Origin of the sequence: Cohnella kolymensis (genome assembly GCF_000829465.1) — a bacterium.
Classification (GTDB): Bacteria; Bacillota; Bacilli; order Paenibacillales; family Paenibacillaceae; genus Cohnella; species Cohnella kolymensis.
In genome coordinates this window covers 26,641-48,338 of record NZ_JXAL01000009.1, presented here as the reverse complement: position 1 = coordinate 48,338, position 21,698 = coordinate 26,641, and the positions used below count along the sequence as shown (strand labels likewise).

20 protein-coding genes and 2 pseudogenes are annotated in these 21,698 nt (G+C 54.3%); all 22 read right to left on the bottom strand.

What is annotated here, in order from left to right; all coding sequences use genetic code 11:
* Positions 1–21: 21 nt before the first annotated feature.
* The 22 genes and pseudogenes from rpmA to hemL all read right to left on the bottom strand — a co-directional run bounded on the left by rpmA (position 22) and on the right by hemL (position 21,684).
* Entirely contained in the window at positions 22–333 is a 312-nt protein-coding gene (rpmA, locus tag SD71_RS08075; RefSeq protein WP_041061938.1) for a 50S ribosomal protein L27, read from the bottom strand.
* A gap of 4 nt (positions 334–337) precedes the next feature.
* Positions 338–682: a ribosomal-processing cysteine protease Prp gene (locus tag SD71_RS08070; protein ID WP_041061937.1), complete on the bottom strand. Its 345-nt coding sequence runs from the start codon at positions 680–682 to the stop codon at positions 338–340.
* A 12-nt stretch (positions 683–694) separates the two neighbouring features.
* Positions 695–1,006, bottom strand: a complete 312-nt coding sequence (gene rplU / locus SD71_RS08065) for a 50S ribosomal protein L21 (protein WP_041061936.1) — start codon at positions 1,004–1,006, stop codon at positions 695–697.
* Between the two features lie 188 nt (positions 1,007–1,194).
* On the bottom strand, positions 1,195–2,430 hold the full coding sequence (locus SD71_RS08060) for an Rne/Rng family ribonuclease (RefSeq protein WP_041061935.1): 1,236 nt from the start codon (positions 2,428–2,430) through the stop codon (positions 1,195–1,197).
* A gap of 32 nt (positions 2,431–2,462) precedes the next feature.
* Positions 2,463–3,338 (bottom strand): M50 family metallopeptidase, encoded by an 876-nt coding sequence (locus tag SD71_RS08055; protein WP_041061934.1) that lies wholly within the window; start codon positions 3,336–3,338, stop codon positions 2,463–2,465.
* A complete protein-coding gene (locus SD71_RS08050; RefSeq protein WP_235427039.1) occupies positions 3,331–3,576 on the bottom strand; it encodes a M23 family metallopeptidase in 246 nt (81 codons plus the stop codon). Before SD71_RS08050 ends, SD71_RS08055 begins: the two co-directional genes overlap by 8 nt.
* The gene (locus tag SD71_RS08045; protein WP_041061930.1) at positions 3,540–4,286 is read right to left on the bottom strand and encodes a hypothetical protein; all 747 of its coding nucleotides are present in this window, start codon (positions 4,284–4,286) and stop codon (positions 3,540–3,542) included. The genes SD71_RS08050 and SD71_RS08045 overlap by 37 nt, the downstream gene beginning before the upstream one ends.
* Before the next feature lie 147 nt (positions 4,287–4,433).
* Positions 4,434–5,580 (bottom strand): annotated as a pseudogene (locus SD71_RS08040) (FtsW/RodA/SpoVE family cell cycle protein).
* A gap of 6 nt (positions 5,581–5,586) precedes the next feature.
* Entirely contained in the window at positions 5,587–6,381 is a 795-nt protein-coding gene (gene minD, locus SD71_RS08035) for a septum site-determining protein MinD (protein ID WP_041061929.1), read from the bottom strand.
* A gap of 3 nt (positions 6,382–6,384) precedes the next feature.
* Complete coding sequence (locus tag SD71_RS08030; protein ID WP_041061927.1) at positions 6,385–7,047, bottom strand: septum site-determining protein MinC; 663 nt, start codon at positions 7,045–7,047, stop codon at positions 6,385–6,387.
* A 65-nt stretch (positions 7,048–7,112) separates the two neighbouring features.
* Positions 7,113–7,637 (bottom strand): rod shape-determining protein MreD, encoded by a 525-nt coding sequence (gene mreD, locus SD71_RS08025; protein ID WP_041061926.1) that lies wholly within the window; start codon positions 7,635–7,637, stop codon positions 7,113–7,115.
* Between the two features lie 2 nt (positions 7,638–7,639).
* On the bottom strand, positions 7,640–8,509 hold the full coding sequence (mreC, locus tag SD71_RS08020) for a rod shape-determining protein MreC (protein ID WP_326998723.1): 870 nt from the start codon (positions 8,507–8,509) through the stop codon (positions 7,640–7,642).
* 35 nt (positions 8,510–8,544) lie between these two features.
* Complete coding sequence (locus SD71_RS08015) at positions 8,545–9,576, bottom strand: rod shape-determining protein (protein WP_041061925.1); 1,032 nt, start codon at positions 9,574–9,576, stop codon at positions 8,545–8,547.
* Between the two features lie 39 nt (positions 9,577–9,615).
* Positions 9,616–10,305, bottom strand: coding sequence for a RadC family protein (gene radC, locus SD71_RS08010; protein ID WP_041061924.1), 690 nt, complete (start codon positions 10,303–10,305; stop codon positions 9,616–9,618).
* Positions 10,306–10,352: 47 nt separating this feature from the next.
* On the bottom strand, positions 10,353–10,964 hold the full coding sequence (locus SD71_RS08005) for a Maf family protein (protein WP_041061923.1): 612 nt from the start codon (positions 10,962–10,964) through the stop codon (positions 10,353–10,355).
* Positions 10,965–10,985: 21 nt separating this feature from the next.
* Positions 10,986–11,228: a DUF4321 domain-containing protein gene (locus tag SD71_RS08000; RefSeq protein WP_041061921.1), complete on the bottom strand. Its 243-nt coding sequence runs from the start codon at positions 11,226–11,228 to the stop codon at positions 10,986–10,988.
* A gap of 139 nt (positions 11,229–11,367) precedes the next feature.
* On the bottom strand, positions 11,368–12,600 hold the full coding sequence (locus SD71_RS07995; protein ID WP_041061918.1) for an SPOR domain-containing protein: 1,233 nt from the start codon (positions 12,598–12,600) through the stop codon (positions 11,368–11,370).
* A 151-nt stretch (positions 12,601–12,751) separates the two neighbouring features.
* Entirely contained in the window at positions 12,752–14,176 is a 1,425-nt protein-coding gene (gene murC / locus SD71_RS07990; protein ID WP_052476076.1) for a UDP-N-acetylmuramate--L-alanine ligase, read from the bottom strand.
* The gene (locus SD71_RS07985; protein WP_041061915.1) at positions 14,148–15,536 is read right to left on the bottom strand and encodes a bifunctional folylpolyglutamate synthase/dihydrofolate synthase; all 1,389 of its coding nucleotides are present in this window, start codon (positions 15,534–15,536) and stop codon (positions 14,148–14,150) included. The genes murC and SD71_RS07985 overlap by 29 nt, the downstream gene beginning before the upstream one ends.
* A 16-nt stretch (positions 15,537–15,552) precedes the next feature.
* A pseudogene (locus SD71_RS07980) lies at positions 15,553–18,223 on the bottom strand (valine--tRNA ligase).
* Between the two features lie 405 nt (positions 18,224–18,628).
* Positions 18,629–19,975, bottom strand: coding sequence for a LysM peptidoglycan-binding domain-containing protein (locus SD71_RS07975; protein WP_041061913.1), 1,347 nt, complete (start codon positions 19,973–19,975; stop codon positions 18,629–18,631).
* Positions 19,976–20,382: 407 nt separating this feature from the next.
* The gene (gene hemL / locus SD71_RS07970; RefSeq protein ID WP_041061911.1) at positions 20,383–21,684 is read right to left on the bottom strand and encodes a glutamate-1-semialdehyde 2,1-aminomutase; all 1,302 of its coding nucleotides are present in this window, start codon (positions 21,682–21,684) and stop codon (positions 20,383–20,385) included.
* Between the last annotated feature and the right edge of the window lie 14 nt (positions 21,685–21,698).

Sequence of the window (21,698 nt, the reverse complement as noted above, 5' to 3'; positions counted from 1 at the left end):
CCGGGGTTCTGGATGCGATATTTAAACTTCAAGAGCGGCTGCAACAGGCGCTTGCTCCGCCGGGTATACGCTCACTTTCTTGCGATCGCGTCCCCAACGTTCGAACTTGACGACGCCTTCCACTTTCGCGAAGAGAGTGTCGTCTTTGCCGATGCCTACGTTGTTGCCCGGGTGAATCTTGGTGCCGCGCTGGCGTACCAAGATGCTGCCCGCAGTAACGGCTTGACCGTCAGCACGCTTTGCGCCGAGGCGCTTCGAGTGGCTGTCACGTCCGTTCTTCGTCGATCCGACCCCTTTTTTCGAGGCGAACAACTGAAGATTCAGCTTCAACATGGTGTCATCCTCCTTTTTCCGTAAATGTTTCTTTTATAATCACGTGTTTACTGTAAGATTCAACGATGGATTCAAGAGCGGCGACCATCCCTTCCAGCAGCAGCTGGACCTGGTCGTTCCGCACGGGATCAGCGCTGCGCGGCGCCTCCGCAATGAGCAGTCCGGACCGTGATTCCGCCTCGGGAACAAGTCCCGTCAGTTTCTCGATCGCATTGACTGCTCCGATGGCAACCGCAGACACGCCGGCGCAGACGATATCCTTGCCGGGGTCGTTGTAGAAAGCGTGACCCGAAACGGTAAACCGCGTAATATGCCTGTCAACATTGCGCACGATCGTTATCGTGATCATCTTGGCTGCCTCTTATGCCTTAATGTTCTCGATCGTCACTTTCGTGTACGGTTGACGATGGCCTTGCTTGCGCTTGTAGTTCTTCTTAGGCTTGTATTTGAAAACGATGATCTTCTCGCCTTTGACATGCTGCTCGACTTTGCCCGTTACGGACGCGCCGGACACCATCGGACTTCCCGTTGTCAAACCGTTGTCGTTAGATACGGCCAATACTCGGTCAAACGTGATGCTGTCGCCTTCGCTTGCGGAGAGTTTCTCCACGAAGATCACATCGCCTGCTTGAACTTTATATTGCTTGCCGCCGGTTTCAATAATCGCGTACATCTGGTGCACCTCCTCATACTTAGACTCGCCTCATGGGGTGCCGGATGCCACAGCCTAAAGCCGCCAGGACAGCGCCGATCTTATCGACCCGTTAAAGTGCGGTTACAGCATGCAAAATCTTCAGAATTGCACGCACTTGAAGATTCTATCACAAATCGCCGCAGGTTTCAATGTTCTGCGTGTACTTTTTATCTGGAAGCGATCTTTCCCCGCCCTTTGCATGTCGGGCACGTCTCGAAAAAATAGCTGGATACGCTTTGTCTTGCCTTCTTACGAGTAATTTCAAGCAGACCGAGACGCGTCCAACCGACAACCTGGCATTTCGTACGATCCCGTTTCATCGTCGTCTCCAGCCGCTGAACGACTTGCTGGCGGTGCTCTTCTTTCTCCATATCGATGAAGTCCACTATAATAATGCCGCCGATGTCCCTGAGCCGAAGCAATCGGGCGATTTCCTCGGCTGCCTCCAGATTCGTGCGGAATACGGTCTGTTCTAAATCTACAGAGCCGGTGTATTTGCCCGTATTTACATCGATTACGGATAAGGCCTCGGTCTGGTCCCACGCCACATCGCCGCCGGACTCCAGCCGGATTCGGGATTGGAACGCCCGTTCCAGCTGGTCGCTGATTCCGAATCGCTGAAACAGGGGGATGGAATCCGCATATAACCGGGCCTTATTTTCTAGGGCGGGCGCCGTTTGGCGCAAATATGCCTTGGCTTCTTCCAGGCAGTTTGTATCATCGATGATCAGCTCCTCCGTGTCGGGGGTAATAATGTCCCTAATGACACGATGGACAAGCCCGAAATCACGGTGAAGCTCGCTTGGGGCGGATGCCGCTTCGCTGCGGGCCAGCACCCCCTGCCACAGGCTGCGCAATGATTCCAGGTCTTCAGCGAGAGCCGGGCGGCTTTCTCCCTCGGCGTTCGTACGCATAATAACGCCTTCTCCTTTGGCGCGAATTTCATCCGCCAGCGTTTTCAGGCGAGCACGTTCGCTTTCCCGCTCGATCTTCTTGGATATGCCGACATAATCCGCGGTCGGCATATAGACCAGCCATCGTCCGGGTAACGAGAAATGAGTCGTTACTCTGGCCCCCTTGCCGCCGAACGGTTCCTTCATCACCTGAACCAGAAGCTCATCTCCGGGCTTCATCAGCTCGGCAATGGAAGGCTTCTCCTTCGGCTGCTTGTCCAAATGCGGATGAAGCGCATCGTCAATATACAGAAAGGCGTTCTTCGACAAGCCGATGTCGACGAAGGCCGCTTCCATGCCGGGCAGTACATTCACGACACGGCCTTTGTACACGTTCCCGATCAGAGAGCTGCTTTCCGTTTTCTCAACGCTGAATTCCGTCAGGCGCCCATCCTCCAAAAGTGCCGATTGGGTCACATTTGGCGAGCAATGAACAAACAGCTGCTTCATGCAAACCTCCACTGGGTGCTATTTTCTCTATTTTACATGAAAAAACGAAAATTCGCATTCCCCGCTGTCAATCGCCCGAGAAAACCGTCGATAATCGTCTTTTCGGGCACGACTTTGGCAATTTTTCCCCTTTTCATGACGTAAACAAGATGATACTGCTCTTTCATGAACAGACGGATGATATTAAAAAGCGGCCTGTCATCGGTAATAACGATAGGGCGGGACAATGTGCCTTCATTCATTCGATGTTCGGAACGCTCGCTGCGATGAACAAGAAAACGGAGAAACACGAACGGAACGTTGCGCATGTAATACCAGTTGGAGTAACAGAGGAAAATGCCTACCGCAAGCAGATTCAGCTGCAATAACCCGCCGTTCAGGACCGGATATACCGCTGCCGCAACGATAAGCCCGCTGAAAACAAGGCTGATTCTCGCGGTCCATAACAATGTACGGTGATACGGGACATGGAGGCTGATCCATGCCTGCAGTATGCGGCCTCCATCCAAAGGCAATACCGGGAGTAAATTAAAAAGGCCGATCAGTACGTTAGCACGCACGAAATCGTCCGACCATCCGATATCCACCCATCCCGCCAAACCCAGCAGCCATCCTGCCAAAGCCAATACGGCATTCTGCAGCGGGCCGGCGATGGCTACCCACACTTCCTCCCGGACCGGCAGCGTGCCCGCTTCCTCCACTTCCATTACTCCGCCGAAAGGGAGCAGCTTCACTTCGCGGACCGTCCATCCGAAACGCAGCGCAGCTGCCATATGCCCGAACTCGTGCCACAATACGATCACAAATAATGTCGCCAGCTCCAAAAAGCGCCCTGTCGCTACCGAGGCCAGCATGACAAGCACAAAAAGAGGATGCAGACGAAAGACGATTCCGCGCCATTTAATCAAAAGGCACCACGTCCGCAGGGTCGACCGATTTCCCCTTTTGCTGCACGGTGAAATAAAGCACCCCTTCGTGATCCCCGCCGGCGGACGTTTTCAGCCGTCCGAGCTTGTCACCTGTCTCCAGCCAATCGTTCAGCTTCACCGACGCGCTCTCGAGGTTGCCGTACACCGTGATCACCTGATTCGGATGCTGGACCAGGACGGTCACCCCGCCCTCGCTGTCCTTGACGATTTGCTGCACACGTCCGGTATATACCGCCAGAACATCGCTGCCCCCGACCGCCGCCACGTGGACGCCGGTTCCGCTTTGCGCAAGCTTTGGACGACTCTTCCTTTCACCGGAGGGACCGTATCCTCAGGTTTCAATACGGCGGACACTTCTTGTGTTTTCACTGAATCGCGGCTCATTGGAAAGAAAGAAGGGGATCCTCCGAACGTTTCCCCATACCAGGCCTCCACCGCTTGGAAGTCCATGTCCGTCGTAACCGCCGATACGAGCCAGTCATGGGCTTGCGGACTTCCCGGCAGCTCCAGCTTGAAATACCCCCATATTGCGGCGAAAAGAACCGTAGACCAAACAAGCCGCAGCGAAAAGCCCCGAAGGAGGCGTCCAACATCAAACTTTCCGCTCGAGTGAGGGGGTGCAGCGGGGGAATCGGACGTCGGCTTCAGCCCTTTGACGCCTGCCCACCCCCTGTTGTCATACGTCAGCCGGCGCTGCCTTTCTTTCCACCATAGCTCGGGATCGGGCTCGGATATTATGGTTTCAGGAATCAAGGAGGGGGGTTCCGGTGACTTATAGCTTGAAACATGTTCGACCTCAATAGCCGGCGGCTCCTTCAATTCCGTCTGACGCACGCCGGAATCCGGCATATTGTCACTCGTGTGCTGCCCGATCAGCTGCTGAATCCGCTCCCGCCTGCGCTGACGGACATTATCCCGTGTCTGCATGGCAAAGCCCTCCTTGTCCGCATCTCTACACTATCAACTTATGGCGGACAAGCGGGTATTAGACCAAGCTGTCAGGGATCTTAGTTCGATATCCCTTCCGTTCAGGATTCGGGCAAAAAAAAAAAAAAAAACGGGAGAAGCTCCCGCTTAAGTGTCCATCTCGTATTTCTCCTGATGCGCCCGAATGCTGAAAATGAGTCCGATCGACATCATGTTGAGCAGCAGCGACGTGCCGCCGTAGCTTATGAACGGCAGCGTAATGCCCGTGATCGGCATTAGCCCGATCATCATCCCGATGTTCTCAAAAATCTGGAACACCATCATGGTCGCGATTCCTATGATGATAAAGGAGCCTCGCAAATCATAACACTTGTAGGCGATCAGAATCATTCGATAAATAAAGATGAAGTACAGGAGAAGCAGCACGGCCGCTCCCTGGAAACCGAACTCTTCTCCTACGACCACGAAGATGGAATCGGAATACATGTAGGGAATGAATCGCTTTTGCTTCGATTCGCCCTGCATATAACCGTCGCCGGCTAACCCGCCGGAGCCTATGGCGATCTGGGCGTATTGAGATTGGCGGCTCTCGTCGGCCGAGGCTTGGTCGGGGTGGATGTACGTGTTGATCCGGGCATACCAGTGACCCTTTTCGTGGCCGTCCAAATAGGTTTTGATTTCCGTGTTAAAGCTGTTGAATAAGGTGACAAAAAGCAGCAACCCGCCTACGACCGCAGCCAATCCGATCAGCACATAAGAATAACGCACGTTTCCGATCCACAGCATCCCGAGGACGATGAACACGTAAATGATCGCATTACCCAAGTCGGGTTGCATCATAACAAGAAGGAACGGGATGAAAGCGGCGGCGGCTACAACCAGCACATCGCTGCGCATCCGCAGCGGGTCGCCTTCACGGCGTCCTAATATCGCTGCGACTGCTATGATAAGAAAAAGCTTTATCACTTCCGCAGGCTGAAACGAGAACAATCCCAGGTTGAACCAGCTGCGCGCTCCGTTTTTCACTTCTGCGAAAAAAAAACACGAGAACGAGCAATATAATTCCAAGCGCATACCAGACATACCAGGTTTTAAGAATAAGACGGTAATCGATCAAGGTGGAAAAAATGACGACACCAAAACCGACCCCGTAAAACATGAGGGTTTTGATGTCGGAACTCTCATATAGAGGGTTATCGTGCGTTGCGCTTCGTATAAGGATGGTGCTGATTGCCATAAATAACCCGAGGATCATCAGCATCAGCCAGTCCATTTTTTTAAGTCGGTTCAGCAAGCGAACTCATCCCATTCCCAAAAACTTCTTTACCTTGTGGAACATGCCGGATTTATCATCCAGCTGCGACAATGGGACGGTCTCTCCCAATATACGGCGGGCGATATTACGATAGGCGATCGCGGCACGGGAAGAAGGGTTCATTACCGTGGGCTCGCCCTGATTAGCGGCTCTAATCACCATCTCATCATCCGGCACGATGCCGATCAAGTCAATGGCTAGAACCTGGCAAATGTCGTCGATTTCCAGCATATCGCCGTTCTTGAGCAGGTTCGGCCGTATACGATTGATGATAAGCTTAGGAGACGGAAAACGGTCCTTCTCCAGCAAGCCGATGACGCGGTCTGCGTCCCTGACCGCGGCATTCTCCGGAGTCGTGACCACAATCGCCTGATCCGCTCCTGCGATGGCGTTGCGGAATCCTTGTTCAATGCCGGCGGGGCAGTCGATGATCACATAATCATAGTCCGGCTTCAAGCTCTCGATAATTTGCCTGACCTGATCCGGGGTAATGTCGTTCTTGTCTTTGGTCTGGGCGGCGGGAAGCATATACAGCTCGTCGAACCGCTTGTCTTTGATCAGTGCTTGGTTAACGCGGCATCGGCCGTCAGCGACATCGATCAGATCGTAGATAATCCGATTTTCAAGACCCATAACCACATCCAGATTGCGCAAACCGATATCCGTGTCGACCATGCACACTTTTTTACCCATTATCGCGAGTGCAGTACCCAAGTTGGCCGAAGTCGTGGTTTTACCCACTCCGCCTTTACCGGATGTAACAACGATCGCTTCTCCCATGATCTACACTCCTTTGAACTGCATGAGTTCCTTGCGGTGGCGGCTCAGGCTCGTCATCTTATCGATCGACATCGTGCCGTCACGTAAGAATGCGTATTCCATCCAAGGCTCCGCCGACGTCCATTCATCCGGAGGCCGGCTGATAATCTCCGCTATTCTAAGCTGCGTCGGCTTCATCAAAGAAGCCGCGATGATCGCTGCCTCATTGCCGGAGGATCCCGCGTGCACCGTTCCCCGAAGAGCTCCGAGCACATACACGTCGCCGGTACAGCGTATCGCACCTCCGGGATTGACATCACCCAACAGAAGCAGGTGCCCGTCGAACTCCAATGTCTGGCCGGACCTTACAATGCCTGCCATCGTATGTAAGCCGGGAGCGGCGGAAGAGTTCGCATCGGCCTCGGGAGGGTTGCTTTCAATCGATTGGATGATCAGGTTCCCTTGCCTGCGAATAACGGAACGGATCCGCTCCTTGTCTTCTTCTTCCAACATGCGGGTACCGAGCTTGATGAAAACATGTATGATCGGTCCTGTGAACTGCTTCTCATGCTTGTCGAGCTTGCTGTGCAATTCGTCCAGCAATGTGACGAATTCGCACCGGTCATCAAGGAGAAACACCAAGCCTTCTTTGGTGCCCTTAATCGTAATGTGAGATTTGCCGGCCACTTTTTCCGCTCCTCCCTACGTGTAATGAAATTCTGCTTAAGCATGCAGAATTCCTGCCTGAGTAGTTAATCGGAGCTTTCATCTGCTGAAGACAGCGAAGGATGAACCAGCCATCGACGAATCGGAACGTAGAGAATCAGTGCAATCAGCAGTTGAATCAATACCGTAGGTGCGATCTGCCAGTACATGACGAATCCTAGCGCAAGGTCTGTGAGGCTGAACAATTTGTAAATGAAATAGACGAGCGTATCCAGCACAACGCCGGCAACCATTAACAGCCACATAAAAAAACCGAGTGAGAAAGTCCGGCGTTCTGAGATAAGTCCGGCCAAATAACCTACCAATCCCATACCGAAGGCATAGGGTCCGATCAGGAAGCCGTAATACTGCATATCCGATAATATTCCGAAACCGAGACCGAATAAGAATGCCCTGTGGCGGCCTGAAAATCCGGCGACAAACATCGTCATGATAAAGGACAGATGCGGAAGCAAACGTTCACTCCAGTCGGAAGGCACCAGCCACGGGACAACGGCACTTTCCACGATCAGGAGCGCCAAAGTGCATATGATCACCCGATTGATCCGCATGGTCAAGGTCCTTCCACGTCGGGAGCGACAACAACGAATACTTCCCTAAGGTGATCGAATTTGGCGGCAGGCGTAATCGTTGCGGTCTGCGTCAGACCGAAGTCCCCGACTTGCTTGCTTTTTACGGTGCCGATCACGATACCCTTGGGGAAGACGCCGCCATAGCCGGAAGTGATGACGGTATCGTTCTCTTGCAGAGGATCGTTCTCGTCGATTTTAGTCATTAAGAGCGTGTGAGTTTGTTCGTCATATTCTATAATTCCGAATGATTCCGTTTCCCTGCCTTGAACCGTTGCGGATACAGGCATACCTTTGGCGGTATTCGCGTCGAGACTTGTAACGAGCGTCACGGTGGATGTGAAATTGGACACCCGGCTGACCAGCCCGACCAAGCCGTCCTCGGTCGTCACAGCCATCTGCGGTTTGAGGCCGTCTCGCGAACCCAGGTTGATTTTGATCGTGTTCTCATACGGGTTGGACGTCGCGCCTGCCACCTGTGCAATCATGTAACGGTAATTATTGAACTGCTTCTGACGTTCGGTAAACGACAATTTTTCCTTCAGGCGGGCATTCTCCGCATCAAGCGAATTAAAGCGGATTTGATCCTGTGTATACTTGGCCACCGTACGGCGGAGGACTTCATTTTCCTTATATACATCGGAAAGCCGGCCGAGGTCGCGGAAGAAATCCGCAACCGCTCCGACCGGCCGGTACAATGCTCCTTGCGCAGTCCCAAATGCGTCGTTGACAAACCTCTCCGGCCAAGTGAGACGGGGACGGCCTAAAGTGAAACCCATGAGGGCGATGAATAGGATGAGCCCGATCATAAGAATGAATGGCCTTTTGTTACGCATTAATTTAAAGATCTTCACTCACCTGCTTTCCCGTCAATGAGAGCGGCTGCTTATCAGCGGCCGGATCGGGATGCCGAGCCTTTGGATTTGAAGAGATGTATGTTATCCAATGCTCTGCCTGTGCCAATGGCTACACAATCAAGCGGATTCTCGGCTACGATAACCGGCATGCCGGTTTCCCGCGCCAGCAGCTTGTCCAGATTACGGAGCAAAGCTCCTCCGCCCGTAAGTACGATTCCCCGGTCCATAATATCTGCAGAAAGCTCCGGAGGACATTTCTCCAAAGTAACTTTTACGGCATCGATGATGGCATTCACGGTATCCGCCAAAGCTTCCGACACTTCGTCCGAAGTGATGGCAAGCGTTTTGGGCAGTCCGGTTACGAGATCGCGCCCGCGGATCTCGATGGATTCGACACGGTCAAGCGGGGTTGCAGAACCGATTTCCATTTTGAGCTGTTCCGACGTGCGCTCACCGATCATCAGATTGTAAAGGCGTTTAATATATTGGATGATCGCTTCGTCCATTTCGTCGCCGGCAATACGGATCGACCGGCTCGTAACAATGCCTCCGAGCGAAATGACGGCAACTTCCGTCGTCCCGCCGCCGATATCGACCACCATGCTGCCGGTAGGTTCCCAGACAGGCAAATCGGCGCCGATGGCAGCCGCGAACGGCTCTTCAATCGTATAAGCTTCCCGAGCTCCGGCTTGTTTGGTTGCATCCTCGACAGCGCGTTTCTCTACGGCTGTAATACCGGAAGGCACGCAAACCATTACGTTCGGATGGCGCGGGAACATCGAGCGCGGCTTCTGGGCGCTGCGAATAAAGTATTTGATCATGGTCGCAGTCGTTTCGAAATCGGCGATTACGCCGTCTTTCATCGGACGGATGGCGACGATGTTACCCGGTGTGCGTCCGATCATCCTTTTGGCGTCGCCGCCGACGGCCTCGATTTTCTTCGTATCGGTGCGCAGGGCCACAACGGACGGCTCCCTAACGACGATGCCTCTTCCTTTTACATAAACAAGTGTGTTTGCGGTTCCTAGGTCAATCCCCAAATCTCGTGTAAATCCTCCAAACATCTGCTGTACCTCCTGGTCTAGACAATCCTTATTATTATATTACAAGCAGCCCATTTCCTTCAAACTAATATAGCGATTGTCACCGATTACCAAATGGTCCAGCACATCGATTCCGATCAGCTGCCCCGCTTCCATCAACCGCTTCGTCAGCTGGATATCTTCCGGACTTGGAGTCGGATCCCCGCTGGGATGATTGTGGGCGCAGAGGATGGATGCGCTGCTGCGCCGGATTGCGGCGCGAAATACTTCTCTTGGATGAACGATCGAAGCGTTCAAGCTTCCAATGGATAAAGTTTGCCGTCCGATGACATGATTCTTCGTATTCAGGAACAAGCAGACAAAATGCTCCTCCCGGTAACGCCGCAAATCCTCCATCAGCAGGTCTGCGGCATCCTGTGGACAGCCGATCTTCACCGTCTCCGGCAGCCGGGAACGCGCAATGCGCCGGCCCAGTTCGATGGACGCCTGAAGCTGAATCGCCTTCGCAGGCCCGATGCCGCGAATATGCGTCAGATCGTCCCAATTGCATTCCGCCAAGCTCCGCAGTCCGCCGCATTCGTTCAAAATGCGCTGAGCCAGGTGGATCGAGGATTCATTGCTGGTTCCCGTACGCAGCAATATGGCGAGCAGCTCGGCATGGCTTAGCGCCGAGGCGCCCTGCTGCTGCATACGTTCGCGCGGCCGCTCCTGGGTTGGAATCTCCCTGATTCTGAATGAACGTTGTTCCACTTTCGCGTCCTACCTTCAAAACCCGCGTCGGCCGCGGAATTGGCTTGTCAGGGAAGGCTGACCCCGAATTGTTCGAGTTGAACGGCAAGCAGCGACAGCGGCAGTCCAACCACGTTAAAATAATCACCTTCGATAGAATCGACGAGCAAAGCGCCGAGCTCCTGGATCCCGTATGCACCGGCTTTATCCTTGGACTCCCCCGTCGCAACATATCGGGCAATTTGCTCTTCAGTCAAGCTTCTCATTCGCACTCGGGTAATACGGTGGGAAGTTACGGAAAGGCCGTCGGACGGCCGCACGCAGGACACGCCTGTGAACACTTCATGGGTTCGGCCTGCCAACTGATGCAGCATATTTCGAGCTTCTTCCTCATCTTTCGGCTTACCCATAACTTTGTCGTCCAAAACAACGATCGTATCGCTGCCGACAACGATGGAATCCCTGTCCGACGGTTCCGCAAGGGATTCTATGACCGCACCGGCCTTTCTTCGCGCCAGCCCCTCGACAATCTGCACCGGAGTCCAATCCTTCGGGGTATCCTCATCGGCTTGACTCGGCACGACTTGAAGCGGGAGACCCAAGATCTTAATCAGCTCTTGCCTCCGGGGAGATGAGGATGCGAGAATCAATGCCGGACGGCCGGGGGAGGCGCTGCTCATGAGGGCGACTTCCTTTCGATATTACTTTCTGCGGTAAAGCCAGATTGCCGCAATAGCGCCAATCACGCTCAACAGGGTTAAATTAATGTTTAAGTTCAGGTGATAGCTGATAACCGATAGATCCGCGGCCGGAGACCAGTTGATCCTGATCGCCCGGGTCAAAAAGCTGAGACCCGGAACCTCTTGCAGCCACTTGGCAACCAAAGCGCCTGCCAATACACCTAATGTGACATATAAGAGGAGAATCCATCCGTTTTTCTTCATAATTCCTCGTCTCCCACCATTTTTTGACACCCATCTTCTCATTATACGGTTCTCTGACAGGTCGCACAATGCACAAAACAAGAACAGCCCCTTGGAAGCAGGCTGTCCCGTTCTAAAGTCCCATTGGAGCACGCGGTGATTATGGCTTAACAGGCGGTTGCAGACCTATCCGCATATCGCGATCCGCTATTAGAGCTTTCATGATTGCGGTTTGGGCACTCCACAAATGATAGCGCGAAGGTTTTCGGTTATATTCCGTCATAGACATGACGGCGGAATTCAACGCCTGGATTAACGATTTGCCGGCTTCTTTGGCTTCGCCCTTCAATCCTTCCGCAGCAGCGGTTGTCTGCAGCCATGCCCGGTGTGCTTGCTGCAGGGAAGCCGCATGCTCAGAGCTAAGCGCCTTGGGTTCATTATCCTGCAAACCGGCAGCCGTGAATTCCGTCAACAAACCGATCAGCTCTCCGCTTGATTTCATCAGACCGGCCAGCCCTTGAGGATGCACGGTCGAGGAAATCGTAACCGGTTCCCCTTCCAGCGGCTTAATGTACACTTCTGTGCCGGACATCTGCGCCGCCAGAAGTTCAGCCTCGTTACGGGTCGCCGCAACGCCTGCGTAGATCCGGTAACCTTCGTTGGTGTCCGCCGCTGCCGCCAGCCCCTTCCCATCCAACTCCTGCGCGGCTCCATGCATGCTGTCTTCACTGCGAAATACGCCGTACTGCAGCAGATAGTATACATCACCCGGAATCTCCGACACTGCCTGCTCTCCATTCGGGGTTGATGTCACGGCGTCATCCTGAGCAGGGACGGCAGCCGTCGGCAGCGCGCCGCCGGCCGCTTGCACCGACGACTGCGTCGGCGGCTCGTTCACTCCCCCCGTTCGGCTTGGAAACAGAGGTTCTCCGGTGAACAATGACAACACCATATATCCGAACAACGCTCCCGTAGCAACCGCGGCGGTAACCGATAGAAAAACCCTCCACCACGAAGGTCCGTTTCTTGCGGCTAACCCGGTTCTCAGCCAGCCGGCCGGAGGCTCAGCGTCAAGTTCGATTTCGGGTCCGTCCGTCAAGCTCCATTTTTCCTCAGCGACTTCATTAAGAACAGGAGGAGCCTGTTCCCTCGGGCGCAGAGCGACCGGGTCGGAACGGCGAATCATTTCCTCCAATGCATGGATATCATTAAAAGGCGTGTCCCAAGACGCAAACACGTCTACAGCGACCTGGGGCTGAACTTCGCTCGAAAGTCCATGGTCCTGCTTGTCCTGCTGCTGTACGGCCGTACTCCTCCGCTGTCGCTCAATCGGTTTCGGCTCGGGCTTTTTGGGCGGCTCAAATCGAAAGGTCATCCTCGCTTTTTGCTCCATGCTGCTTCTCCCCTTGTCCCACAATCTAGTAATCAGAATATGAGAGAAGAGAGAGAAATATGATTCGAATAAGGAAAGCAAAAGAAAAGAGCCTCCCGCAGCGAGATGTTCGCTTCGAGACGGCTCTTTATTCATTCACACAGTATTCGGTTCAGGCTTTACCCTGACGTTCGCGCAGCAGCCGTGCCAGACCGTCTGCCGCTTTCCAGATATCGCCCGCGCCCATTGTCAGGACAAGGTCACCCGGCGAGACCCGCTCGGCCAGCAGATCCCGCACCTCTTCTTTAGTGGGAACGTAGCTGACGTTCGGGTTGCTGTTCTCGGCAATCATCTCGACCAGCTTCCGCGAATTAACGCCTTCGATTTTCTGCTCGCCGGCAGGGGAGTAGATGTCGGTAATAATCACTTCGTCCGCATCTTGAAATGCCCGGCTAAAGGCATCCAGAAGAAAGAAGGTCCGCGTGTAACGCTGGGGTTGAAATACCGCTATAATCCGTTTCCCGGTTGCTTTTGCGGCCTGAATCGTCGCTTGTATTTCCGTGGGATGGTGCGCGTAGTCATCAATGACCAGCATGTCCATCACTTCGCCAAGCACTTGAAACCGGCGTTTGGCGCCGCGGAACTCTTGAATCGCCTTTGCAATCGCATCGAAAGGCGCTCCCGCCTCAAGACACACAATAACGGTGGCGAGGGCGTTGTACACGTTATGGCGCCCCGGAACGGACAGTGTCACCGTGCCCAGCTCCGCCTCGCCCTTGCGCACTGTAAACGAAGCGCATCGATCGCCCAGCTTGATGTGTGAAGCCGTATAATCCGCCTCGTTCTCCACCGCATAGGTCACAATTCTGGACCCTTTCACCTTCGGCAGAAGGGAGCGGATATTCTCGTCATCCGAACAAACGACGGCACAGCCATCCGGCCTTATATTTTGAAGGAAAGAAACATACGCTTCTTTCAGCTTGTTGAAATCCCCGTCATAATTCTCAAGGTGATCCGCTTCAATATTGGTAACGACACCGACAGCCGGCTCGTACTTGAGAAAAGACCCGTCGCTCTCGTCGGCCTCGGCGACGACGAAATCTCCTTTGCCCGCCTTTGCGTTCGTTCCGAGATTCACGATTTCTCCGCCGATGATATAAGTAGGATCCAATCCGCACAGCTCCATAACCAATGCGATCATGGAAGACGTCGTCGTCTTGCCGTGTGCGCCCGCTACCGCGATACCCGTTCGGGCGTTAAGCAGCCGCGCCAGCATTTCAGCGCGGTGCAGGGTTGGAATGTTCAGCTGCTCCGCAGCTTTCCGTTCGACGTTGTCTTTGGACAACGCCGTGGAATATACGACCAGATCGGCACCGTTCACATTGTTCGGTTCGTGTCCGATGTAAATTTGGGCTCCTTTGGCAGCCAATTTTTCCGTCAACTCTTGGCCTACGACATCGGAACCGGATACTTGATATCCCATCTCAAGCATAACACGGGCGATGGCGCTCATGCCGTAACCCCCTATGCCGATAAAATGCACATGTTCAGAAGTTCGCAACGTCGCTTCACCAGCCTTTTTCAGATTTCGTTCCATGGAGCAGCCATGACCGGACATCTGCAATCAAATACAGAGTTCCGGTGACCACGCTAAGCGTATTCCCGGATTGGGACGACTGCCCGGCGCTCTCGCGCAGAAGTTCTAAAGCCCGCCGCCAATCCGGCTCCATGATCACGTTCCGCGGCCGTCCAAGCTCCTCGCGCAGTCGGTTTGCGACGGCGGCCAGCTCGGCCGCGTTCATTTTTTTATGAAAATCGGGTTCCGTGACAATGAGCGTATCCACCAGTGGTAGTATATGCCGCAAAGTTTGCTCGTGATTCTTATTGGGCATCATCGCGATCATCACGTTCAGCTTGTCATACTTGTAAATTTCACCAAGCGCGGCGGCAAGCGCCTCCATCCCTTCAGGGTTATGCGCGCCGTCGATCAGAATGCGAGGCTGCCTCGACACCATTTCAAGCCGGCCCGCCCACTCAGTTGACGCAAGCCCCGCCGCTAAATCTTCGTCGTCCACAATTAACGCGTAATACTGTCTGAGCACCTCCAGCGTCATTACCGCAACTGCGGCATTAGCGACTTGGTGGGCTCCGTTTAACGTTATGGTCAACGAATCGATTCTGCGGTGCGGTCCTTGAAAAGAAAATTTTTGCTCGTCTTCCCGCGCCGAGATCGTCTGATAAGAAAATTGGTCATCCAGCATGTACAGCGACGCTTTCTTGTCCGCTGCCGTCCGCCTGACGACGCTTACGGCTTCCGGCTGCGTCACGGCGGTGACAACGGGAACTCCGGCCTTGATAATACCGGCCTTTTCCTCCGCGATCTCCGTCAACGTCGCTCCGAGCACATCCATATGGTCGTGCCCGACATTCGTAATCACACTCACAACCGGCATTACGATATTGGTTACATCCAGCCGGCCACCCAAGCCCGTTTCCCAGACGACATAGTCCGGGTACACTTCCGTGCCGTAATAGAGCACAGCCAGAGCAGTCGTTATTTCAAACATCGTCACGGGACCATGCTCGCTCTCCGCCAGCTCGTCTGCGGCCGGCTTCAGCCGGTTTGCCAGCTTCAGAAGAACCTCATCGTCAATATCCTGTCCGTTATATTGCAAACGGTTGGAATAGGAAGTGAGGTATGGAGACGTGAACGTTCCGACATCGTAACCGGATTGCCTCAGCACACTCGTCAAATAAGCGCAAACCGAGCCTTTTCCGTTCGTACCCGCCACATGGATAAACTTTAACCTCCGCTCGGGGTGGTTAAACCTTTCGAGCAGCTTGAAGATTCGCTCCAAGCCGGGGCGAATACCGAACGAGGTAAGACCGGTGATCCATTCCATCGCTTCGCCAGCCGTGTGAAAGTATGCCGCCTCTGAGGTCATCTCGTTAGTCATATCCAGCTTCCCCCCGTCATCCCCGCAGCTCGGCAATCCGGGCCAGCACTTTATCGCGCTTTTCCCTGTAATCATGTCCTTTGGCACGCTCTTGTTCCACTACGTGCGCCGGAGCCTTGGCTGTATATCCTTCATTGGCGAGCTTCTTTTCTACGCGTTCCACTTCTGCGGTCAAATGCTCCACTTCCTTGTTCAGCCGGGCAATTTCTTGCTCGATGTCGATCAAGCCTGCGAGAGGAAAATACAGCTCCGCTCCGGTAATAATCGCCGTCATCGCCTTGTCCGGCGCGGCGAGTGCAGCGTCGAGCGTCAGAGAAGAAGTGTTGCAGAAACGGCTCACATACTCTTCGTTGCGGCGAAGAATGGCTTCTTCCGACGCGCCTGTCGGCTTGATGAGCAGCTCAATCTTTTTTGCCCGGGGATACGTTCACTTCTGCGCGAACGTTACGCACAGCGCGGATCGCCTCCATGAGCAATTCCATTTCTTTCACCGCATCCGCAGCTTCAAACCGCGCATTCTCGGTCGGCCAGGAAGCGAGCGTAATCGTATCGCCCGGCTCGTGCGGGAGATGCTGCCAGATTTCTTCCGAAAGGAACGGCATGAAAGGATGCAGCAAACGCAGGGTTCGGTCCAGCACGTAAGCCAGCACCGATTGCGTGCTCCGTTTGGCGTCCGCGTCATTGCCGTACAGAGTCAGCTTGGCGAACTCGATATACCAGTCGCAAAGGTCATCCCATATGAAATTGTACAGCAGACGTCCGGTTTCCCCGAATTCGTAGTTTTCCATTAACCGGGTAATATCTCTCGCCGTTTCATTGAACCGGTGCAAGATCCAGCGATCGGCAGTGGACAGGTGCCCGTTCAGGTCGATGTTTTCGAAGCGGAAGCCTTCCAAGTTCATCAATGCAAAGCGCGAAGCGTTCCAGATTTTGTTCGCGAAGTTGCGCGCCTGCTCCACCTTCTCGAAGCGGAAACGCAAATCTTGACCAGGAGTGCTGCCCGTCGAAATCATGAACCGCATCGCATCCGCACCGTACTGACGGATGACGTCAAGCGGATCCACGCCGTTGCCTAGGGATTTGGACATTTTGCGGCCTTCGGCGTCGCGGACGAGACCGTGTATGAGCACATCCTTGAACGGGATTTGTTCCGTAAATTCAAGCGCGGTGAAAATCATCCGGGCGACCCAGAAGTAAATGATGTCATAACCCGTCACAAGCACATCGGTCGGATAATATTTCTTCAGATCCTCCGTCTGCTCAGGCCAGCCCAGCGTTGAGAACGGCCACAGAGCGGAACTGAACCACGTATCGAGCACATCCTCGTCCCGCTTCAAGCTGCCGCTGCCGCATTTCGGGCATACAGACAAATCTTCGCGTGCAACGTGCGTTTCACCGCAGTCCTGGCAATACCAGGCCGGTATCCGGTGACCCCACCACAGTTGACGTGAAATACACCAATCCCGCACGTTTTCGATCCAATGCAAATATATTTTTTCGAATCTGTCCGGAACGAAGTTGACGCCTTGCCCCGACTTTTGCGAATGGATCGCCTGTTCTGCCAGCGGCTTCATCGCAACGAACCACTGCGTAGACAAATAAGGCTCCACAATGGCGCCGGAGCGCTCACTGTGCCCGACTTGATGGACATGATCTTCAATGCGGACGCACACGCCTTGATCCTGCAAGTCCTTGACGATCGCCTTGCGGCAATCCGCGCGATCCATACCTTGGTAAGGACCGGCGTTCTCGTTCATCCGACCGCCCTCGTCCATGACGGTAATTTGCGGAAGCTCATGGCGGGTGCCGACCTCAAAATCGTTCGGATCGTGCGCAGGCGTAATTTTCACAGCTCCGCTTCCGAATTCTTTGTCTACATATTCATCTGCGATGATCGGAATTTCCCGGTTCACGATCGGCAGCAGCAGCATTTTCCCGATCAGATGCTTGTAGCGATCGTCTTCCGGGTGGACCGCTACTGCGGTATCGCCGAGCATCGTTTCCGGACGGGTGGTGGCAACGGTCAAATGCCCGCTCCCGTCGGCCAGCGGATACCGAAGATGATACAAGTGGCCGTTCACTTCTTTATATTCGACTTCAATGTCGGACAACGCCGTACGCGCAGCCGGATCCCAGTTGATTATCCTTTTGCCGCGGTAGATGAGGCCTTTCTCGTATAAGCGGACGAATACCTCCCGCACAGCTTGAGACAGCCCTTCGTCCAGCGTAAAACGTTCGCGCGAGTAATCGAGACTGAGCCCAATTTTGGACCATTGATCCCGAATCGTGCCTGCGTAGTGATCCTTCCATTCCCATACTTTCTCCAGGAATGCTTCCCGGCCCAGGTCATACCTGGTTTGGCCTTCCTCGCGGAGCTTCTGTTCCACCTTCGTCTGGGTGGCAATTCCCGCATGGTCGGTACCCGGCAGCCAAAGCGCGTCATACCCTTGCATTCGCTTGAAGCGAACGAGTATATCCTGCAAAGTAAAATCAAGGGCATGACCGATGTGAAGCATGCCGGTCACGTTCGGAGGAGGAATGACGATCGTATACTTGGGCGCGTCGGGACGGCGGCCTGCCTGAAAATAACCGCTGCTGATCCAGTGCTCATACCATTTGTTCTCCGCGCTTGCCGGATCGTATGTTGTCGGCAGCTCCACGTTAAGCGGTTCTCGAGTTTCGGACATAACGGATACAACCTCCATGGGTCTCATAAAAATACAAAAACCTCCCGTCGCAAAGGACGAAAGGTTAAACTTCCGTGGTACCACCTTCGTTCCGTCCGGCATCCGTCGCCGAGCGGCACTCGTTGCAAGATAACGGCTGCTGCCGTCCTGTTCTATAGAGCGCAGAGGCGCCTATTCAAACAGAAAACTCCAGGGCGACCTGTAGCAGCTTGTGTCCTGCGGAACCTCCCAGCGCTGCCAAGGCAGCGGCTCCGCTCTCTGAAGGAATGGACTGCGTACTCTTCCCTTTCCGTGTCTTTCTACACTATTCTACCTGCCGGTTGAGGGAGAGTCAACCAGGCGCAGCGTTACAAAAAAGCGATCGGGCGGGCGCAGGTCCGCTCAATCGCTTCAGTCTCACTTCGGTTAAGGTATATACAACACTTGCCCTTCCGATAAGTACGGGTCATGCAAACGGTTATAAAGCTGCAGCTCCCGCGGCTGAACATTGTAGCGGGTGGCTATACCGTCGAGAGTGTCTTCCCTCTGAACAATACACAATTTCACTTTCTTGAACGTATTCGTGTCAGCGCCGTAGCTAAGGAACAACCGCGTCCACTCGAGCTCGTCGCCGGTCGTCGCAGGCGCATTATTCTGTGCTGCGGCTGCATAATCGGCTTGAGCCGCTTCCTGCTCTTTGAGTTCGGCCTCCCGTTTCGCGCCGCTCTCTCCCAATTGGGACAAAAGCCCGACACCGGACTGGATCCGGATGACCGTATCGACCGGCTTGGCGGCTGCCGGCAGCTTGTGCTCCGGCTTTTCCTCCAGCTTTTGCGGCGGCTCTTCAAGCTTTTGCGGCCAATACTCCTCTTGATTCAGTTCGAACCCGTACTCCGGTCTTTCTTCCGCCTGCTGTTGCAGTTCGGCTTCCGCTTCCGCCCAAGCGGCGGCTTCATCCTCATCCCTCGACTGCTCCGTGCTGTCGGCACGTTGCTCAAAATCGAAATTACCGTACGATGCAGGGTTAGAAGATTGCTCGTCGTTGTCAACCGATAGGGAATCCGGCTCATTGTCTTTCCGCAGGAGTTCGTCGCTCTGAAACATGGAGAGCCAGCCGTTCGGCTTCGGGTCCTCTTGCGGCGGGTCTGTCTGTTGTTCTGCATCTGACGGATCGGCGCTTTGCGCCTCATATTGAGGATATGCTTGCTGAGAGGAATGCCAATCCGCCTCGTGTCCATATGGCTCATCCGCCGCAAACCGCTCTTCACGGTCGGCGGTTCTATCCTCAGCCCACGCCTGTTCAGGCTGTCGATCGGTTTCAGGTGCGGGTGCGGGTGTCGGCTCGGGCTCAGGCTGCGCTTGATGCACAACCGTGAAGCTGTCATCCCGCCACACCGGAGCTTGAGAAGCCGATACTTGCAGCCCCTGCAGGGACAATACTCCGGTAACATTCAATGTACGGCTGGAAATCAGGTCCACGTCAAAATTGTCTATTTCGACAGCTAACTCTTCCACTTTCGTGATACGGTTCAGCGGCAGCGAAATTTCAACCGGTATCCAATGCTCCAACTGCGATTCGGCCCTGGTTTGCTGCGATCGATATACCCCGGACAGAAGCAGATGGCCCTTTAAAAGCACATGATCGTCTTGCGGAAGCGCCTGCATGTGAGGCACCAGCTCGATCTCCTCCAGCTCTTCGATTGCGGCTACATCCTCGGGCAGGCTGACACGTTCGTAAATATCAAAACGCAACCCGCTCAATTGATCCGTCACAACGGAATCCTCCTTTCGGCATAAGCGCCCGATCACGCAAATCGGGTCCTTTACAACTCACTAATTATCTATATGCCGAGGATATGCGGGCATGCCTGTCACCGGGGAAAAAGCAAACAACCCCGAGCGGAGCTGTATGCAAGGCCGATTGCCGGCCTTACAGCTTACGGCCGCAGGCGGTTTGGTCCGTGTAAGGGCGGTTGCTGGCCTTACATCTTGTGCCCGCAGGCGGTTTTGCCGCTTTATAGCTTCCCACGTGAGCAAGTTGGCTGCTGTAAGACGGTATTGCCGCTTTACAGCTTCCCGCGCGGTCGACCTCGTTTGACTACTGTTTGACAGCTGTACAAAAAAACAACGGCAGCTTCGCACTCATTCGTGCAAACCTGCCGTTGCCGGTTCATTGCTATTTACAGTTGTTGTAGAGCTTGCCGATGAGCTTCAATCGTGGCGTCGATGTCGGCGTCGGTGTGGGCGGTGGACATGAACCAGCCTTCGAAAGGAGACGGCGCGATGTTCACTCCGCGGTCCAGCAGGCCGCGGAACACGCTGCGGAACGTTTCAGCATTCGCCGTGCGGGCGACATCATAGTTGATGACATGCTGATCGGTGAAAAACGGGCAGATCATCGAGCCGACGCGGTTGATCGTCATCGGCACTCCCGTTTGCTGAGCGTTCTTTTCCAATCCGCTTTGAAGCCGCATTGCAAGCCGCTCCAACAGCTGGTACGCCTCCTCGGTCATCATCTGCAACGTTGTGTACCCCGCAACCATCGCCAATGGGTTCCCGGACAGCGTGCCTGCCTGATATATAGGTCCGACCGGCGCCATTTGCTCCATAATCTCCCGTTTGCCGCCGTACGCTCCGACAGGGAGACCTCCGCCGATCACTTTGCCCAGACAGGTCAGATCCGGTGTCACGTCATATAAACCTTGCGCACAATTGCGATGAACCCTGAACCCGGTCATGACCTCGTCAAAAATGAGCAGGCTCCCATTAGAAGAAGTGAGCTCCCGCAAGCCGGACAAAAATCCCGGCAACGGCGGCACGACCCCCATGTTGCCGGCCACCGGTTCAACGATGATTGCCGCGATTTCTTCGCCGAAACGTTCGAAAGCTATTTTAACCGCATTCAGATCGTTATAAGGAACCGTGATCGTATGGGAAGCGACGCTTTCCGGAACCCCGGGGCTGTCAGGCAGCCCTAACGTGGCAACACCGGAGCCGGCTTTAATAAGCAAGCTGTCCGCATGCCCATGATAAGAACCTTCAAACTTCAATATTTTACTGCGCTTCGTATATCCCCGGGCAAGCCTTATAGCGCTCATCGTCGCCTCGGTTCCGGAGTTCACCATCCTCACAATGTCGATGGAAGGAACTCTTTCGCACACGAGCTCTGCCATCAGAGTCTCAATTTCCGTGGGAGCGCCGAAGCTCGTTCCTTTTTCAGCCGTACGCTTGATCGCCTCCACCACGTCGGGATGAGCATGGCCTGCGATCAGCGGGCCCCACGAGAGAACATAGTCGATATAGGTTTGCCCGTCGATGTCCGTAATGCGGCTGCCTTGAGCTCGGTCTATGACGAGCGGCGTCAAGCCTACCGATTTAAAAGCACGCACCGGGCTGTTCACACCGCCGGGAATGAATTGTTTGGCGCGTTCGAATGCGGCTTTGGACCGGGTGTCGTTGCGCGAAGTGCGATTAGCGTCCATGTTCATTCACATCC